The organism is Rhizobium sp. CIAT894 (assembly GCF_000172795.2).
Classification (GTDB): Bacteria; Pseudomonadota; Alphaproteobacteria; order Rhizobiales; family Rhizobiaceae; genus Rhizobium.
Genome location: NZ_CP020947.1, coordinates 231,835 through 248,248 on the forward strand (window position 1 = coordinate 231,835; position 16,414 = coordinate 248,248).

General features: G+C 61.6%; 18 protein-coding genes. 10 read left to right on the top strand and 8 right to left on the bottom strand.

Translation table 11 applies throughout. From position 1 onward, the window contains the following. Positions 1-3 precede the first annotated feature (3 nt). The 7 genes from RHEC894_RS01125 to RHEC894_RS01155 all read right to left on the bottom strand — a co-directional run bounded on the left by RHEC894_RS01125 (position 4) and on the right by RHEC894_RS01155 (position 5,487). Positions 4-573 carry a TIGR02281 family clan AA aspartic protease gene (locus RHEC894_RS01125; protein WP_085735628.1) on the bottom strand — a complete coding sequence of 190 codons (570 nt, stop codon included), beginning with the start codon at positions 571-573 and terminating at the stop codon, positions 4-6. A gap of 127 nt (positions 574-700) precedes the next feature. Beyond that, positions 701-1,330, bottom strand: coding sequence for a uracil phosphoribosyltransferase (gene upp, locus RHEC894_RS01130; RefSeq protein WP_010069494.1), 630 nt, complete (start codon positions 1,328-1,330; stop codon positions 701-703). Positions 1,331-1,447: 117 nt separating this feature from the next. Beyond that, a complete protein-coding gene (locus RHEC894_RS01135; protein WP_010069493.1) occupies positions 1,448-2,416 on the bottom strand; it encodes an adenosine deaminase in 969 nt (322 codons plus the stop codon). Next, positions 2,413-3,633, bottom strand: a complete 1,221-nt coding sequence (locus RHEC894_RS01140) for a phosphopentomutase (protein ID WP_085735630.1) — start codon at positions 3,631-3,633, stop codon at positions 2,413-2,415. The genes RHEC894_RS01135 and RHEC894_RS01140 overlap by 4 nt, the downstream gene beginning before the upstream one ends. 111 nt (positions 3,634-3,744) lie before the next feature. Beyond that, positions 3,745-4,326 carry a TadE/TadG family type IV pilus assembly protein gene (locus tag RHEC894_RS01145; protein ID WP_085735631.1) on the bottom strand — a complete coding sequence of 194 codons (582 nt, stop codon included), beginning with the start codon at positions 4,324-4,326 and terminating at the stop codon, positions 3,745-3,747. Then, positions 4,326-4,961 carry a TadE/TadG family type IV pilus assembly protein gene (locus RHEC894_RS01150; RefSeq protein ID WP_085735633.1) on the bottom strand — a complete coding sequence of 212 codons (636 nt, stop codon included), beginning with the start codon at positions 4,959-4,961 and terminating at the stop codon, positions 4,326-4,328. The genes RHEC894_RS01145 and RHEC894_RS01150 overlap by 1 nt, the downstream gene beginning before the upstream one ends. A gap of 115 nt (positions 4,962-5,076) precedes the next feature. Next, positions 5,077-5,487: a pilus assembly protein N-terminal domain-containing protein gene (locus RHEC894_RS01155; protein ID WP_085735635.1), complete on the bottom strand. Its 411-nt coding sequence runs from the start codon at positions 5,485-5,487 to the stop codon at positions 5,077-5,079. 378 nt (positions 5,488-5,865) lie between these two features. On the opposite strand from RHEC894_RS01155, the gene RHEC894_RS01160 reads away from it, so the two are divergent. From RHEC894_RS01160 to RHEC894_RS01205, 10 genes are all read left to right on the top strand, one after another. Next, positions 5,866-6,054: a Flp family type IVb pilin gene (locus tag RHEC894_RS01160; RefSeq protein ID WP_010067423.1), complete on the top strand. Its 189-nt coding sequence runs from the start codon at positions 5,866-5,868 to the stop codon at positions 6,052-6,054. A 122-nt stretch (positions 6,055-6,176) separates the two neighbouring features. Then, entirely contained in the window at positions 6,177-6,689 is a 513-nt protein-coding gene (locus RHEC894_RS01165; protein WP_085735638.1) for a prepilin peptidase, read from the top strand. Positions 6,690-6,799: 110 nt separating this feature from the next. Beyond that, on the top strand, positions 6,800-7,615 hold the full coding sequence (gene cpaB / locus RHEC894_RS01170) for a Flp pilus assembly protein CpaB (protein WP_085735640.1): 816 nt from the start codon (positions 6,800-6,802) through the stop codon (positions 7,613-7,615). Between the two features lie 12 nt (positions 7,616-7,627). After that, the gene (locus tag RHEC894_RS01175) at positions 7,628-9,127 is read left to right on the top strand and encodes a type II and III secretion system protein family protein (protein WP_085735642.1); all 1,500 of its coding nucleotides are present in this window, start codon (positions 7,628-7,630) and stop codon (positions 9,125-9,127) included. Continuing rightward, entirely contained in the window at positions 9,124-9,882 is a 759-nt protein-coding gene (locus RHEC894_RS01180; RefSeq protein WP_085735644.1) for a CpaD family pilus assembly protein, read from the top strand. Before RHEC894_RS01175 ends, RHEC894_RS01180 begins: the two co-directional genes overlap by 4 nt. A gap of 14 nt (positions 9,883-9,896) precedes the next feature. Next, positions 9,897-11,174: a CpaE family protein gene (locus tag RHEC894_RS01185; protein ID WP_085735646.1), complete on the top strand. Its 1,278-nt coding sequence runs from the start codon at positions 9,897-9,899 to the stop codon at positions 11,172-11,174. A 112-nt stretch (positions 11,175-11,286) separates the two neighbouring features. Next, on the top strand, positions 11,287-12,762 hold the full coding sequence (locus RHEC894_RS01190; RefSeq protein ID WP_085735648.1) for a CpaF family protein: 1,476 nt from the start codon (positions 11,287-11,289) through the stop codon (positions 12,760-12,762). A gap of 5 nt (positions 12,763-12,767) precedes the next feature. Beyond that, positions 12,768-13,775 (top strand): type II secretion system F family protein, encoded by a 1,008-nt coding sequence (locus RHEC894_RS01195; protein ID WP_085735650.1) that lies wholly within the window; start codon positions 12,768-12,770, stop codon positions 13,773-13,775. A 15-nt stretch (positions 13,776-13,790) separates the two neighbouring features. Further along, complete coding sequence (locus tag RHEC894_RS01200; RefSeq protein ID WP_085735652.1) at positions 13,791-14,777, top strand: type II secretion system F family protein; 987 nt, start codon at positions 13,791-13,793, stop codon at positions 14,775-14,777. A 74-nt stretch (positions 14,778-14,851) separates the two neighbouring features. Beyond that, positions 14,852-15,484 carry a LysE family translocator gene (locus RHEC894_RS01205; RefSeq protein WP_085735653.1) on the top strand — a complete coding sequence of 211 codons (633 nt, stop codon included), beginning with the start codon at positions 14,852-14,854 and terminating at the stop codon, positions 15,482-15,484. A gap of 8 nt (positions 15,485-15,492) precedes the next feature. Here RHEC894_RS01205 and RHEC894_RS01210 read toward each other — a convergent pair whose 3' ends face one another. Beyond that, positions 15,493-16,332, bottom strand: a complete 840-nt coding sequence (locus tag RHEC894_RS01210; protein ID WP_085738808.1) for a tetratricopeptide repeat protein — start codon at positions 16,330-16,332, stop codon at positions 15,493-15,495. Positions 16,333-16,414: the final 82 nt, after the last annotated feature.

The window sequence follows — 16,414 nt, forward strand, 5'->3', positions numbered from 1 at the left end:
TCCCTACTGCTTGAGGCTGAGCGAACCGTCGGCGACGGAATAGGAGGCGAGTTTCCGCAGGAAGCTCATGCCGACCAGCGTCGTCGTCAGCGCATCGTCCTTGAGGACGAAGGCTTCGACCTCGCGCACGCGGATACCGCCGATTTCGACCCGGTCGAGCATCACATGCGCCGCCTTCGTCTGGCCGTTTGCGGTGTTCACGCCATAGCGGAAATCGAGTTGGTTGGCCGTGTAGCCGAGCCGGCGGGCAAGCGTCTCGTTGAGCGCGACATAGGTGGCGCCGGTATCGATCAGGCCCTGCACCGGCTTGCCGTTGATCTTGAAGCTGCCGGTATAATGGCCCTGCGCATCCGCCTGCAGGCGGATCGCATTGCTGGCGGAGACCGGCGCGGGTGCGGCGGGCTTGTCGCCTTCAGGCGATACGTAATTGGCGGAGAGGGCGTCGGCAGGCTGCTGGCTGGTGCTTCCGAAGAAGGAGGGCGCCTGTGTGGCCAGCACCGCGGCGATGCTGGCAAATATGACGGTACGCACGAGCATGAAACAGAAATCCTTCCTGTATAAACCCGGCTTCATGCAGGGCCTCATGCTTCAAGCTTGCTAAGCCTCAAATCCTGATAAGTCGCTAATATCGATACAAAAAGGCCCGGAACGAACCATCCGGGCCTTAAAACTCTTTCGATTTGGTAAAGGAAGGCTGAAACTATTTGGTACCGTACATGCGGTCGCCGGCATCGCCGAGGCCGGGCACGATATAGCCCTTCTCATTGAGATGACTGTCGATCGATGCGGTGAAGACTGGAACATCGGGATGGGCGGCGCGGAAGTTGCGGATGCCTTCCGGGGCGGCAAGCAGGCAGAGGAAGCGGATATTGTGAGCGCCGCGTTCCTTGAGCTTGTCGATCGCCGCGATCGACGAATTGCCGGTTGCCAGCATCGGATCGACGACGATGATCAGGCGCTCGGCCACATCCTCCGGCGCCTTGAAGTAATATTCGACCGGCTGCAGCGTCTCATGGTCGCGGTAGACGCCGATATGCGAGACGCGGGCGGACGGCACGAGATCGAGCATGCCTTCGAGCAGCCCGTTGCCGGCGCGCAGGATCGAGGCGAAGACCAGCTTCTTGCCTTCGAGGATCGGCGAGTCCATCGTCTGCAGCGGCGTCTCGATCGTTGCCATCGTCAGTTCGAGATCGCGGGTCACTTCGTAGCAGAGAAGGGTGGAGATTTCGCGCAGCAGCCGCCGGAAACTTCCCGTCGATGTCTCCTTGCGCCGCATGATGGTGAGTTTGTGCTGCACCAGCGGGTGATCGATGACCGTAACGCCGTCCATGGGGAAGCCTTTCATTCTTTCTATCGAATGTTTCTTTCACGGAAATCGGCCCGACTGCAAGAGTGGAGGCCGATTTGCGCCGATCATCCCCAGCCTGTTAAGGCTGACATTCAGCCCTCAAAGCCGGGCGAGCAGGGCCTTGCGCGTCTCTTCGTCGACGAAGGCAGCCTCGATCGCCGTGCGCGTCATGGCATCGATCTCGGCGTCGCTGAAGCCGAAAGCCCCGGCGGCAAGTTCATACTCCCGCGCCAGCGAGGTATGAAAGAAAGGCGGATCGTCCGAGCTGATCGTTACCCGCACACCGGCTTCCTTCAGCCGGCGCAGCGGATGCGACGCGAAATCGGGAAAGACCTTAAGCGCGATATTGGAGCCTGGGCAGATCTCGAGCACGGTACCGAGATCGGCAAGCCGCTTCACCAGATCGAGATCCTCGATGGCGCGCACGCCATGGCCGATGCGCGAGGGGCGCACGGCATCGAGCGCGTCGGCGACGCTGAAGGCGCCGCAGACCTCGCCGGCATGGATGGTGAGCCCCAGGCCGGCATCGCGGGCGATATCGAAAGCTCTGATATAATCGGCGACGCGTCCCATCCGCTCCTCGCCGGCAAGATTGAAGCCTGTTATCAAAGGATTGCCGGCCTTGGCTGCGTATTCGGCGGCACCGATAACGCTCTCCGGGCCGAAATGCCGCTCACCGGTGACGATCAGCCGGGCCTCGATGCCGCTCTTTTCCCGAGCGCGCCGGATGCCTTCGCAGACACCCGATATATAGGCATCGGCGCCGAGCCCGATGCGCTTGCCGTGGTCGGGCGACACGATGAGTTCGCTATAGATCGTATTGATACCGGCGAGTTCGTCGAGATAGGTTTCGGTCAGAAGAGCATAGTCCTCCTCGGTCCGGTAGACCTCGGAAACCTTGTCGTAACATTCGAGGAAGCTTGCGAAATCATGCCAGACATAGGCGCCGCCACGAAGCTCGCCGCTGATGTCGACGCCGTATTTGCGCGCCTGCGCCTCGGTCAGAGCTGGAGGCGCCGCACCCTCCAGATGGCAGTGCAGCTCGACCTTCTTCAAAGGCGATGTCACAGAAAACTCCTCCCATGCGGTCCGGCCGGAATGCCGAGATGGCGCGCGATGCTCTCGCCGATATCGGCATAGCTGCGGCGAACGCCGATCGAGCGCGACCGGATGCCGGGCCCGTAGGCGATAACGGGCACGCGCTCGCGCGTATGGTCCGTACCGCGCCAGGTCGGGTCGCAGCCATGGTCGGCGGTGAGCACGACGAGATCGCCCGGCTTCAGCTTCTTATGGACCTCGCCCAGGCGCGCATCGAAGGCTTCGAGTGTTGCGGCATAACCCGGCACGTCGCGGCGATGGCCGTAAATCATGTCGAAATCGACGAAATTGGTGAAGACGAGATCGCCGTCCTCGGCCTCGTCGATGGTGGAAAGCGTCGCATCCATCAGTTGCTCGTTGCCGGTCGCCTTGATGACCCGCGAAATGCCCTGATGCGCGAAGATGTCGCCGATCTTTCCGACAGCATGCACATGCCTGTTGTGTTCGATCAGCCGGTCGAGCAGCGTCGGCTCCGGCGGCAGCACGGAGAAGTCGCGCCGGTTTCCGGTGCGCTGGAAGGTAGAGCTGGAATGACCGACGAACGGCCGGGCGATGACGCGGCCGATATTGTAGCGATCAAGCAGTCCGCGGGCTGTACCGCAGAAGGCGAGCAGGCGATCGAGGCCGAAATGCAGCTCATGCGCCGCCACCTGGAAGACCGAATCCGAGGAGGTGTAGCAGATCGGCTTGCCGGTGCGGATATGCTCTTCGCCGAGCTGGGCAATGATCTCTGTTCCGGAGGCATGGCAGTTGCCGAGAATGCCCGGCACGCCTGTCTCATTACAGAGCGCCTCGATGAGTTCGGCCGGAAAGGCGTCGCCCTCCGTCGGGAAATAACCCCAATCGAAACTGACGGGTGTTCCTGCGATTTCCCAATGGCCTGACGGCGTATCCTTGCCGCGGGAGATTTCGCTGGCTGCGCCGTAAATGCCGTAGACCTTCTCCGGGATTGGCATGCCTGCCGGAAACCGCCCGGAGGCGGAGCGGGCGATCTGCATCAGCCCGAGTTCGGACATATTGGGCAGGCAAAGCGGTCCCTCGCGCAATCCGGCGCGGTCTCCGGCACCCGCCGCGCAGAACTCGGCGATATGGCCGAGCGTATCGGCGCCCTCGTCGCCGTAGGCCGCCGCATCCGGCGCTCCGCCGACGCCGAAAGAATCCAGAACGAAAAGAAAGGCACGCGCCATTTTACACCCGAGAGAGCCGATCGCCGGCCTCCGGACTGTCGGAGGCGGCTGAGACCCAGCCATATAATGCCGAGCCTGGCTTGGCAAATTCCAGAGGAGGCAAAAGAGGCGTCAGCAATCGCCGCAGGGGATCGAGTCGCCTTGCCGCTGGCGGTAGAAATAACTGCGGCTGATGGTGATCGTGCGCATGCCATCCGGCATGAAGTTCGGCGCAAACAGGAACATCGTGTAGGGGATGCTGAGCTCGGTGCGAACCAGGAAGCTGTTCGCCGTCTTCATATCGGACGGCACGTCGGACACTGCTGTGTTCTTGGCATAGGGCACTGTCCCGTCCTGCGCCCAGGACCACAGCACCTTCGCATTGGCGCCGGCGTCGACGGTGATCCCGGTGATCTTCAATTTGAGCGACGTCGTGTTGTAGGGCACGAAGATCGAGTTTGCGACAGACGGCATCTGCGCAAGCGCGCTCTTGGTAACGGATTGCTGCTGGGTGACGAGGTCGGCCACCGTGCCTGCGGCGCGTGTCGCCCGCTTGCTGACGCTGAGGCCGATGGTGATCTCGAAAGCGCCGATATAGAGCATGATGAGCACGGGAAAGAGGATCGCGAATTCGATCGCTCCGGCGCCCTTGCGGTCTCGAGCCAGCCGCCGCGCCGTCAATACCAGCCTGGTGAACGGGTTGCGACGCGCCATTATGGATACTGCTCGTTCTGGAAGGCCGCGGTGGCGACGATCAGATAATAATTCGGCATCGAACCGTCGGAGGGCCGTACCGTCGTGATATAAGGCCGGACCAGATCCGTAATGATTTCCCAGCGGTAGTAGGCGCGGACCATGTTGATGGTGCCGGCGCCGCCCGGCGTATATTTGAAGGCCGCCGTGTTGATGTCGGCATATTTGTTGGTGGAAAGTTTGGGAATCGTCGTCGGAATGGCCGAGAAGGTGCTGAACGTCTGTACATCCACGTAGAGCTTGCTCGGCGTGGCGACTTCGCTCGCCGAGCAGCGGATCAGGATCGAGATCTCATTGCAGAAAGCCTGGCGGAACTGCGCCTGGGTCATATCGGTCGTGCGGCCGAGATTGTAGGTAATCTGCCCGGTTCGCATCTTGCGGCTCATCGTATCGACGCCGTTGGAAACGAGTTCTTCGGCGGCAAAGGCGACGAAAGTTTCGAGGATTGCGAAAATCACCAGGAAATAGGGAATGGCGAGCAGGGCGAATTCGATCGCCGCAGCACCGTCGCGCGAGCGGACGAGAGCGCGAAACCGTGAGAAACGGAACGGCGCTGGGGAGTGCGCTTTATCCATCTTCTGATCAATTACCGTCATGGCCTGGACCCGAGCGACATTCTGTGTCCGTCACACTAGGGTCCGTTCGTTGATTTTCCGTTTCAATCTGATGCGACGATTTTAACGAATGGCCGGAGAACGTGCGGTAAGCCGATCAGGGCGAGGTGGTGCCGGTGGTCGCCTGCTGTGCATGCTGCTCGCAGTTCGGCGTGCAGGACAGCACGGAGCGTTCGGTCTGCCGGTAGACGCGCACCGTATTGCCCTCATCGATCGACACCAGAATACGCTCGTCGAGGATTGCATTGCCATCGGCGTCGAGCAGCACCAGATTGGTGGTGCCGAAGCTGCGTCCGGTCAGCACGATGGTCTTGGCGTCGGCGACGGTCGCGTCCGCGACCTTGGCATTGCCGACGATGACCTTGCTGACCGCGCGGTCGAGCTTCAATACGCGCGCGTGATCCATATAGACGCGCAGCATGTCATCGTCTGCGGCCGCGGAAACTCCCGAAATACCGAAAACGGCGATCATGCCGGCAAAGAAAATGGTTTTGCCGCTCGATGACATTTGGTCCTCTTTCACGATCACAGCGCAATATCCGCATAGAATGGAAAAAAATGGTGAACGAAGCCTTAAGCCATCCCTTTTGTTCCGCTATGAGGCGCGATGATCCGATTTGGTGCGGCGCGCGGCGGGCTCGGGCTCGGTTGAAGCGGCACCTGTCCCGTTTCTGGATGAATCCAGCGGTAATCTCGGAAGTATTGTTAAATATTGAGGTGAGTCGGTAATGGAATACTTACTGTGTATAGGGCCCTTTGTCTCGTTCGCATCTCGTTAACTCTTTTCCTTAAGTCGATGGAAACGGCCATTCGCTAGGTTGCAGTCATCCGATCAACGGCAACAGTTGGCGGACGTGCTGAACATCAACTGGAGTTAGGAGTTACCATGACCAAGCTTTTTAGCCGCTTTCTGAAGGACGAATCCGGCGCGACCGCAATCGAATACGGCCTGATCGCCGCCCTCATTTCCGTAGCGCTCATCACCGGTGCAACGAGCCTTGGCGGCAAGATCGGCAACACGTTTAACGGCCTGAGCACTAAGATGGACACCTCGGTCACCGCGAGCGGCGGCTAATAGCTGCTGCCTGACGGCATTGGCATATGCCGGCCGGATGTCCTCCGGCCGAGCTATTCGAGCGGGCTCACAGGCTGAACGGCCGTGAGCCTTTTCGCATCTCGTTATGATCGGGAATATCGATGATCGCAGCTGCAGTCTTCCTGATACTGCCACTCTGCCTCGCCATGGCGGCTTTCTCTGATCTGTTCACCATGACGATCCCGAATCGCATTTCCCTGATCCTCGTCGCCACCTTCTTTCTCCTCGCACCGCTCTCCGGCCTGGGCTGGGAGATGATCGGCATGCATTTCGCCGCCGCCGCCATCGTCTTCTGTGCCTGCTTCGCGCTTTTTGCCTTCAATGTGATGGGCGGCGGCGACGCCAAGCTGTTGAGCGCCACCGCGCTCTGGTTCGGTCTGAATGAATCGCTACTTTTCCTGATGACCGATGTCGCCGCGATCGGCGGTCTCATCACACTGCTCATCCTGCTGGTGAGAACACAGTCCAATACCATCCTGGCCATCGGCCTGCCGGTGCCGAACTCGGTCCTGCTCGCCAAGAAGATCCCCTACGGCATCGCGATCGCGATCGGCGGCTTCATGGCCTTCCCCTCCTCGCCGCTGTTCATCGCCGCGTTGGAAAGCCTGAAATAACGGCATTTTAAATGCCCGTTAACTTAAAATCTAAGCGTTCCATTAACCATAATTATACCATTTGCTGAGCATTCTGCGGGGCGAACATATCGTGCCCTGAGGAATGATCGATGAAACCGGCCCGCCTTATAATTCTCGCTGTCGCCGTGGCGGCCGCCGGCCTTGCCGGCCTGCTGGCGATGCAAATGGCAGGCAGCGGCGGTGTCGTCACCCAGGTTCAGTCGGTCATCGAGAAGGAACCGACGGTCAACGTCCTCGTCTCCACCGGCAATCTGGCGGTCGGCGCAAGGCTGGACGAGCAGTCGGTGCATTGGATGGCCTGGCCGCAGGGCGGCGTCGTCCCGGGCCTCATCACCGAAACTGACAAGCCGGATGCGATCAAGGATCTGCAGGGCGCCGTCGTGCGTCTGCCGATTTTCGAAGGCGAACCGATCCGGCCGGAAAAGATCGCCGATTCCAACAGCCGCATCCTGTCCTCGCTGTTGCCGGCCGGCAAGCGCGCCGTGGCGACCGAGATATCGGTTGCAACTGGTGCCGGTGGTTTCATCCTGCCGAACGACCGCGTCGATGTCATCATGGTCCGCAAGGGCACCGAAGCCGACAAGCTTATCACCGAAACCGTGCTCAGCAATGTCCGCGTCCTCGCCATCGACCAGCAGATCCAGGAAAAGGACGACGGCTCGAAGGCCGTAGTCGGCACCACCGCCACTCTCGAGCTCACGCCTGACCAGACGAAGGTTCTCGCCGTTGCCCAGCAGATGGCGGACCGGCTGTCCCTGGCGCTGCGCTCGGTCGCCGATGCGCAGGAACAGGATACCAGCGCCGCCGATTATCTGCTGAGCGGCGACAACGGCAGTGCCATCATCCAGGTCATAAAATCGGGCGCCATCGTTACGGATGCCAGCGCAGCGCCGAAGGCGGAGTAAGAGGACGTGCAAATGGGCAATTCAACGCGGCGCACCCGGCTTCTCCTGACAGGCTGCCTTTCGCTGGCAGTCGGCGTCTCCGGAACGGCGCCGGCCTCATTCGCGCCGTTTCTCGCGGCAGGCGAGGCGCGTGCCGATTCCGAGAACCTGATCCGCATCTCTCAGACCGGCCGCGATGCCCACCGCCGGCTGAAGCTCGGGCTGAACAAGGCCGTCGTCGTCGATTTGCCGGAGGATGCGCATGATATCCTCGTATCCGATCCGACCATGGCCGATGCCGTGACCCGCACCTCGCGGCGCATCTATCTGTTCGGCAAGAAGGTCGGCCAGACGAATATCTTTGTCTTCGGCGCCGGCGGACAGGAGATCGTCAATCTCGACATCGAGATCGAGCGCGACGTCTCCGGCCTCGAAGTCAATCTCCGCCGTTTCATTCCAGACTCCAACATCAACGTCGAAATCGTCTCCGACAACATCGTGTTGACCGGCACGGTGCGCACGCCGCAGGACGCCACGCAGGCGGCCGATCTGGCGCAGGTCTTCCTGAAGGGTGGCGAGGCGACGACCAGAACCGAGACGGCATCCGGCACCGGCGGTGACAGCTCGGTGGCGCTCTTTGCCGAAGGCCGCCAGGCCTCACAGGTCGTCAATCTCCTGCAGATCGAGGGTGAGGACCAGGTCACCCTCAAGGTGACGATCGCCGAGGTGCGCCGCGAGGTGCTGAAGCAGCTCGGCTTCGACAATCTCGTTTCCAATTCTTCCGGTATGACGGTCGCCCAGCTCGGCAGCCCCAGTGCCGACAGCGCCACATCGACGGTTGGCGGCGGCCTGGCGGCGCTCTTCAAGAGCACGATCGGCAAATACGACATCTCCACCTATCTCAACGCACTAGAGCAGGCCAAGGTTGTCAAGACGCTCGCCGAGCCGACGCTGACGGCGATATCGGGGCAGGCAGCGACCTTCAATTCCGGCGGCCAACAGCTTTATTCGACGACCGACAGCGACGGCAACGTCACCGTCACGCCGTTCAACTACGGCATCAACCTCGCCTTCAAGCCTGTCGTGCTGTCATCGGGACGCATCAGCCTGCAGATCAAGACCAATGTCTCCGAACCGGTGGCCGGTAGCGGCAACGCCACCTATCAGCGCCGTTCGGCGGAGACTTCGGTGGAACTGCCCTCCGGCGGTTCGATCGCGCTCGCCGGCCTGATCCGCGATAATGTGTCCCAGACGATGGGCGGCACGCCCGGCGTCTCGAAGATCCCGCTGCTCGGGACGCTGTTCCGCCAGAAGGGTTTCGAGCGTCAGGAAACCGAGCTCGTCATCATCGCCACTCCGTATCTGGTACGCCCGGTGGCGCGCAATCAGCTCAACCGGCCGGACGATAATTTCAGCCCCGAGAACGACGGCGCAACCTTCTTCCTCAACCGTGTCAACAAGGTCTACGGCCGCCGCGAGGCGCCGGTCGCCGATGCGCAGTTCCACGGCTCGATCGGGTTCATCTACAAATGAGCGGGGCAGGATCGGCAGCAATGGACGAGAACAGAGATCAGGCGATGGCCCATATGAAATCGACGACACCCCGCCTCGGAATCTCGAAGGTGCTTCTATCCGCAGCCGCCATTTCGGCGGCGATCCTTTCCGGATGCGCCGGCCCGCACGACCAGCTGACAACAGGCGGTATTCCCGATGATTACCGCGCCCGCCACCCGATCATCGTGACGGAGGCCGAGCAGACGGTGGATATACCAGTCGCTTCCACCGATCGCCGCCTGACCAGCGCTCAGCGTGACCTCATCCGCGGTTTTGCCGCAAACTACACCGCGCGCGCCTCGGGCCCGGTTTACGTGCTGTCGCCGCAAGGCTCGCCGAATTCGGCGGCAGCCTATCAACTGCGCAATCAGGTCCGTGCCGAGTTGGCTTCGAGGGGGATAGCAAGCTCGAAAATCATCTACACCTCCTATGCCGCGGCCGGGCCCGGCGACGCGGCGCCGATCCGGTTGAGCTTTACCGGCACCACCGCAATCACCACGCAATGCGGTCAGTGGCCGAAAGACATTTCGAGCGATCTCACCAACCAGAATTACTATAATTTCGGCTGCGCCTCGCAGAACAACCTTGCCGCTCAGGTCGCCAATCCCGAGGATCTGGTGGCACCCCGCGGCATGACCCCGATCGACGCGCAGCGGCGCAATAACGCGATCCAGGAATACCGGACGACGACGTCGACGATCGAAGATGTCGCCGGCAGCGACAGCAGCTTCTGAGGCGGAACGGGACGATGAGCGCGATCGAATACGAAATCAAGAATCCCAGCGAGCTTCGCCACGCCGAAGAGGCGGTGCGCATGGCGGATCTGGAAAATATGCGGCCGCTGCCGCGCATCTCGGTGCATGCCTTCTGCGAGAGCGAGGCGCTGCAGCATATCATGGAACGCTGCGCCAACGACCGGCGCGTGGCCAAGGTCAGCATGCGCATCACCAGCGGCGGCATCGCCGCTGCCGCCAATATGTTTTCCGGCGCCCCGACGCCGAACCTCATCATCCTCGAGACCAAGGCGAATGCGGCAAACCTCCTTGGCGAACTTGCGCCGCTCGCCGCGGTCTGCGATCCCAGCACCAAGGTCGTCATTATCGGTTACTACAACGATATCGGGCTTTATCGCGAGCTCATCCGCAACGGCATCTCCGAATATATGGTCCAGCCTGTCGCCATGCCCGATATCCTGGCGTCGATGGCATCGATCTTCGTCGATCCGGAAGCCGAGCCGCTCGGGCGCAGTGTCGCCTTCATCGGCTCGAAGGGCGGCACCGGCGCTTCGACCATCGCCCATAATTGCGCCTTCGGCATTTCCAATCTCTTCTCCACCGAGACGATCCTGGCCGATCTCGACCTGCCTTATGGCACGGCGAATATCGACTTCGACCAGGATCCGGCCATGGGCATCGCCGAAGCGGTCTTCGCGCCCGATCGTCTCGATGAGGTCTTTCTCGACCGTCTGCTGACGAAATGCTCCGAGCATCTTTCCCTGCTTGCGGCCCCCTCGCTGCTCGATCGTGCCTACGATTTCGACGGCCAGGCTTTCCAGCCGGTGCTCGATGTCCTGCAGCGCAGCGCGCCCGTTACCGTGCTCGATGTTCCGCATGCATGGTCGGAATGGACGCGCTCGGTACTATCAAGCGTCGACGAAGTGGTCATCACAGCGGTTCCCGATCTCGCCAACCTGCGCAATGCCAAGAACATGCTGGACGCGCTGCGCAAGATGCGGCCGAACGACAAGCCGCCGCATCTCATCCTCAATCAGGTCGGCATGCCGAAACGCCCGGAGATTTCACCGTCGGATTTCTGCGAGCCGCTGGAGATCGATCCGATCGCCATCATTCCCTTCGACATCAATCTTTTCGGCAATGCCGCCAATAGTGGCCGGATGATTTCGGAAGTCGACCCGAAGTCGCCGACGGCGGAAACTTTTTCGCAGATATCGCACATCGTCACCGGCCGTGTCGCGATCAGGAAGGCGAAGAAGGGCGGCCTGCTGGGCCTCCTGAAGCGCAAGTAGACGATGAGCAATTCCAGCAAAACTGTGCAGCGGTTCTGCCAGGTAAAGCGCAAAGCGCTTTTGCCGAGAATTGCCTGAAAATAAAAAGATAGAGCAGATTGGATTAAGCGGCATGTTTGGAAAACGCGGAAACGAAGGTTCCGGAAAGGTCGGAGGCGCGATTGCTCCCCCGCCGCCGGCTCCGGCCGCAGCCCCTGCGGCCTCTTCCCCCTCTATTCTGGTCGAACCCTCGCGCGAGCCTGCACGACAGCAGGTGACGCCGCCGCCGATGCAGACGCCGCAGCGCAAGCGCCCTGTTCGCACCGATGAATATTACGACACCAAGGCGCAGGTCTTTTCCGCGCTGATCGATACGATCGATCTCTCGCAGCTTTCCAAGCTCGACGGCGAAAGCGCCCGCGAGGAAATCCGCGACATCGTCAACGACATCATCACCATCAAGAACTTTGCGATGTCGATCTCCGAGCAGGAAGAGCTGCTCGAGGATATCTGCAACGACGTTCTCGGCTACGGTCCGCTGGAGCCATTGCTGGCGCGCGACGATATTGCCGACATCATGGTCAACGGCGCCGGCCAGACTTTCATCGAAGTCGGCGGCAAAACGATCGAATCGGAGATCCGCTTCCGCGACAATGCGCAGCTTCTCTCGATCTGCCAGCGCATCGTCAGCCAGGTCGGCCGCCGCGTCGACGAATCGAGCCCGATCTGCGACGCCCGCCTGCCTGATGGCTCGCGTGTCAACGTCATCGCACCGCCGCTGTCGATCGACGGGCCGGCGCTCACCATCCGCAAGTTCAAGAAGGACAAGCTGACGCTCGATCAGCTCGTCCGCTTCGGCGCGATCACGCCGGAAGGCGCGACCGTGCTGCAGATCATCGGGCGGGTGCGCTGCAACGTCGTCATTTCAGGCGGCACCGGCTCGGGCAAGACGACGCTTTTGAACTGCCTCACCAACTATATCGACAGGGATGAACGCGTCATCACCTGCGAGGATACCGCCGAACTGCAGCTGCAGCAGCCGCATGTCGTGCGTCTGGAAACACGCCCGCCGAATATCGAAGGCGAGGGCGAGATCACCATGCGCGATCTCGTCAAGAACTGCCTGCGTATGCGTCCCGAGCGCATCATCGTCGGCGAAGTGCGCGGACCTGAAGTTTTCGACTTGCTGCAGGCGATGAACACCGGTCACGACGGCTCGATGGGCACCATTCACGCCAACACGCCGCGTGAATGCCTGAGCCGTATCGAATCGATGATCGCTATGGGCGGTTTCACCCTGCCGGCAAAGACGGTCCGTGAGATTATTTCGAGTTCGGTTGATGTGATCGTTCAGGCCGCACGTCTTCGCGACGGTTCGCGCCGTATCACCCAGATCACCGAGGTGATCGGCATGGAAGGCGACGTCATCATCACCCAGGACCTGATGCGCTACGAGATCGAGGGCGAGGACGCGGGCGGCCGCCTGATCGGACGGCACATGTCGACCGGCATCGGCAAGCCGCATTTCTGGGATCGCGCCCGCTACTTCAACGAGGAAAAGCGTCTTGCCGCCGCCCTCGACGCGATGGAAGCGAAAACGAAGGAATAGGCGAAATGTTCGGGTTCGATCCGATAGTGCTGGCCATCACCGTCCTCGCCGCCGTCTCCGCGGCGGCGGTCGCCTACGCCCTGTTGTTTTCCCGGATCGAGGCCGACAAGAAATCGGCAAGCCGCATCAACCGCGTCAAATCGGCCGAAGTCGACCGGGTCAAGGTCAAGGCTGCGCGCGATCGGGTGCAGGAGCTGTCGAAGCGCCGTAAATCGGTGCAGGACAATCTCAAGGATCTGGAAAAGCGCCAGCACGAAAAGACCAAGAAGACCCTGTCGCTGAAGTCCAGGCTGGTGCAGGCTGGTCTGGCGATCACGGTGGCGAAATTCTATCTCATCAGTGCCATCTTCGCCTGCGTGCTGCTGCTCGTGGCCTTTGTCGTCGGGGCATCCCCGATGGTGATGATCGGCATCGCCGTCGTCGCCGGTCTCGGCCTGCCGCGCTGGATCGTCGGCTTCCTGATCAAGCGCCGCCAGAACAAGTTCCTCAACGAACTCCCCAATGCGCTCGACGTCATCACCCGCTCGATCAAATCCGGTCTGCCGCTCAACGATGCGATCCGTCTGATCGCCACCGAGGGCACCGAGCCGGTCAAGAGCGAGTTCCGCCGCGTGATCGAGGCGCAGCAGGTGGGGCTCAGCATTCCCGACGCCTGCGGGCGCATGACGCTCCATATGCCGCTTCAGGAAGTCAACTTCTTCGCCATCGTCATCGCCATCCAGTCGCAGGCCGGCGGCAATCTCTCCGAAGCGATCGGCAACCTCTCCAAGGTGCTGCGCGAGCGCAGGAAGATGAAGGCCAAGGTCCAGGCACTTTCCATGGAAGCCAAGGCGTCGGCCGTCATCATCGGTGCTCTGCCCTTCATCGTCGCGACCCTCGTCTATCTCACCTCGCCGAACTACATGATGATCCTTTTTACCGATCCGCGCGGCCACCTCATCATGGGCATTTCGGGGATCTGGATGTCGATCGGCATCTTCGTCATGCGCAACATGGTCAATTTTGACATCTAGCCGGAAGGACGCACCATGTCGCAGGACCTTGCCGCAACTCTCACCAATCCGAGCATGCTGATCGCGCTCCTCGTCGCGATCGCCGTCTTCGCCACCTTTTACACGATTGCCGTCCCCTTCTTCGAGCGTGGCGATCTCAGCAAGCGGATGAAGGCCGTTTCGACCGAGCGCGAGCAGATCCGCGCGCGCGAACGCGCCCGCATGAATACCGAACCCGGCGCCGGCAAGGCCTCGCTCCGGAGCCAGAACAACCGTTCGGTCCGCCAGATCGTCGAGCGCTTCAACCTGCGCAAGGCGCTGGTCGACGACAATACGGTCAACAAGCTGCGCGCCGCCGGTTTGCGCTCGGAAAATGCGCTGAATACCTTCCTCGTCGCGCGTTTCCTGCTGCCTTTCCTGTTCCTGGCGCTTGCCGCCTTCTGGGTCTTCGGCCTCGGCAATCTCGCCGAAAGGGGCATGCCGATCCGCCTCTTCGCCATCATCGGCGTCGGTTATCTCGGTTTCTACGCGCCGAACATCTATATCTCGAACCGCATGGGCAAACGCCAGTACTCGATCAAGCGCGCCTGGCCGGATGCGCTGGACCTGATGCTGATCTGCGTCGAATCCGGCATCTCGATCGAGGCTGCGATGCGCCGTGTGTCGGAAGAACTCGGCGAGCAGTCGCCGGCGCTCGCCGAAGAAATGGTGCTGACCACGGCCGAACTCTCCTTCCTGCCGGATCGCCGCGTGGCGCTCGAAAATCTTGCGACGCGCACCCAGATCGAGCTGGTCCGCTCGGTGACCCAGGCGCTGATCCAGGCCGATCGCTACGGCACACCGGTCGCCCAGGCGCTGCGCGTTCTCGCCCAGGAAGGACGCGACGAACGCATGAACGAAGCGGAAAAGAAGGCGGCCGCCCTGCCGCCGAAACTGACAGTGCCGATGATCCTGTTCTTCCTGCCGGTGCTGATCGCCGTCATTCTCGGTCCGGCCGGCATCCAGGTGTCGGACAAGTTCTGATGCCTGACGCCGTTAAATCGATTCCGGTCTAAGCAATTATGCCGTAACCTTCGATCTCAAACGGGGGTTCCGCGATGTCTTCTACAGGCGTTTTCATCAGCATCATGGCGGCCCTGGCCGTCGGGGCCATGAGCCCCGGCCCGAGCTTCGTCGTCGTCTCGAGGATTGCCATTTCGCGGTCGCGGCTGGACGGTCTTGCGGCCGCGCTTGGCATGGGCGCCGGCGGTGTGGTTTTTGCCGTGCTGGCGCTCGCCGGTCTGACGGCGCTGCTGTCACAGTTCGAATGGCTCTATGTGCTGCTGAAAGTCGCAGGCGGCGCCTATCTCATCTATATCGCCGTCAACATCTGGAAAGGTGCTGCGCAGCCGCTCGAGGTTTCCGACGCCGTCCATAGCCGCCGTGCGCCGAGGCTGAGCTTCACGACCGCGCTGCTGACCCAACTGAGCAACCCGAAGACCATCATCGTCTATGCCAGCCTCTTTGCCGCGCTTCTGCCCAGGACGGTACCGCTTGATCTGATGATTGCGCTGCCGCTCGGCGTCTTTGCGGTGGAAGCTGGGTGGTATTCGATCGTGGCATTCGCCTTTTCGGCCCGCCATCCGCGGCGGCTCTATCTCGCGGCGAAAAGTTGGATAGACCGGGCCGCCGGTGCCGTCATGGGCGGTCTCGGACTTCGTCTTATACTGTCCGGCCTGAGCGCCCGCTAAGGCGATTGTCAGTTGGTATTGCTGCCGTCCGCGGCACCCGGCGTCTTGTCCTTGGCGGCGAGCTTCTGCCACGAATTCTGCTGCGAGAGCATGCCGCGGAGATAGGCGACATTGGCATCGGCCTGTTGCGGCGAAAGTTCGCGCCGGGCGATCTGCTCGGCCTCCGGGAAACGTCCCTGCAGGCCGACGACGAGCGCAAGGTTCTGCCTGACGCGGCTGTCGGCGGTGGGTTGGCTGGCGGCTGAGCGCAGATAGGTTTCGGCGGTGCGCAGATCGCCGGTCAGAACGTAGGACATGCCGAGGTTCGAAAGGATCGACGGCTCGTTCGGCTGGATGTCGAGCGCATCGCGATAACGTTGCCGGGCATCGCTCGCCCGGCCCATCTGGTCGAGGATCGCGCCCTCGGCCGAGATCAGCCTCCAGTCCGGACGGTCCGGCGTCTGGGCGCGGCCGATCGTGTCGAGCGCCTGCTGGAATTGGCCGGCTGCCGCCTGCGCCTTGCCGTAGGCGGCCAGCACATTGCGGTCGGCGGGATTGCTGATCGCCACCTGCTGCATGACGGCGAGCGCCTGCGCATCACGGCCGTTCATGCGCAGCAGATTGGCATAGTTGACGCCGGTGACCGGATCGCGCGGGTTCTTTTCGTAAGCCTGACCGAGGCGGTCGGTCGCCGAGCGCAGCTCGGTCGCGTCCATCTCTTCGACCGGCTTGGTGAGCTTCGGCACCGAGCCTGTCGTCATCCGGTCCTTGGTCGTCGTCGAGCAGCCGGCAAGCGCAAGGACGATCAGCGATGCCGCAGCGCCCTGCAGGATACGATTGGTGAGTGTGGTTGTGAGCGAGGCAGGCATGATGCGTTCCTGGATTCCGAAATCGGCGCCTGACCTCGAACGCGGAACAGGAAAGGTTTGACGCAATCTTCGCTCCAGCAAT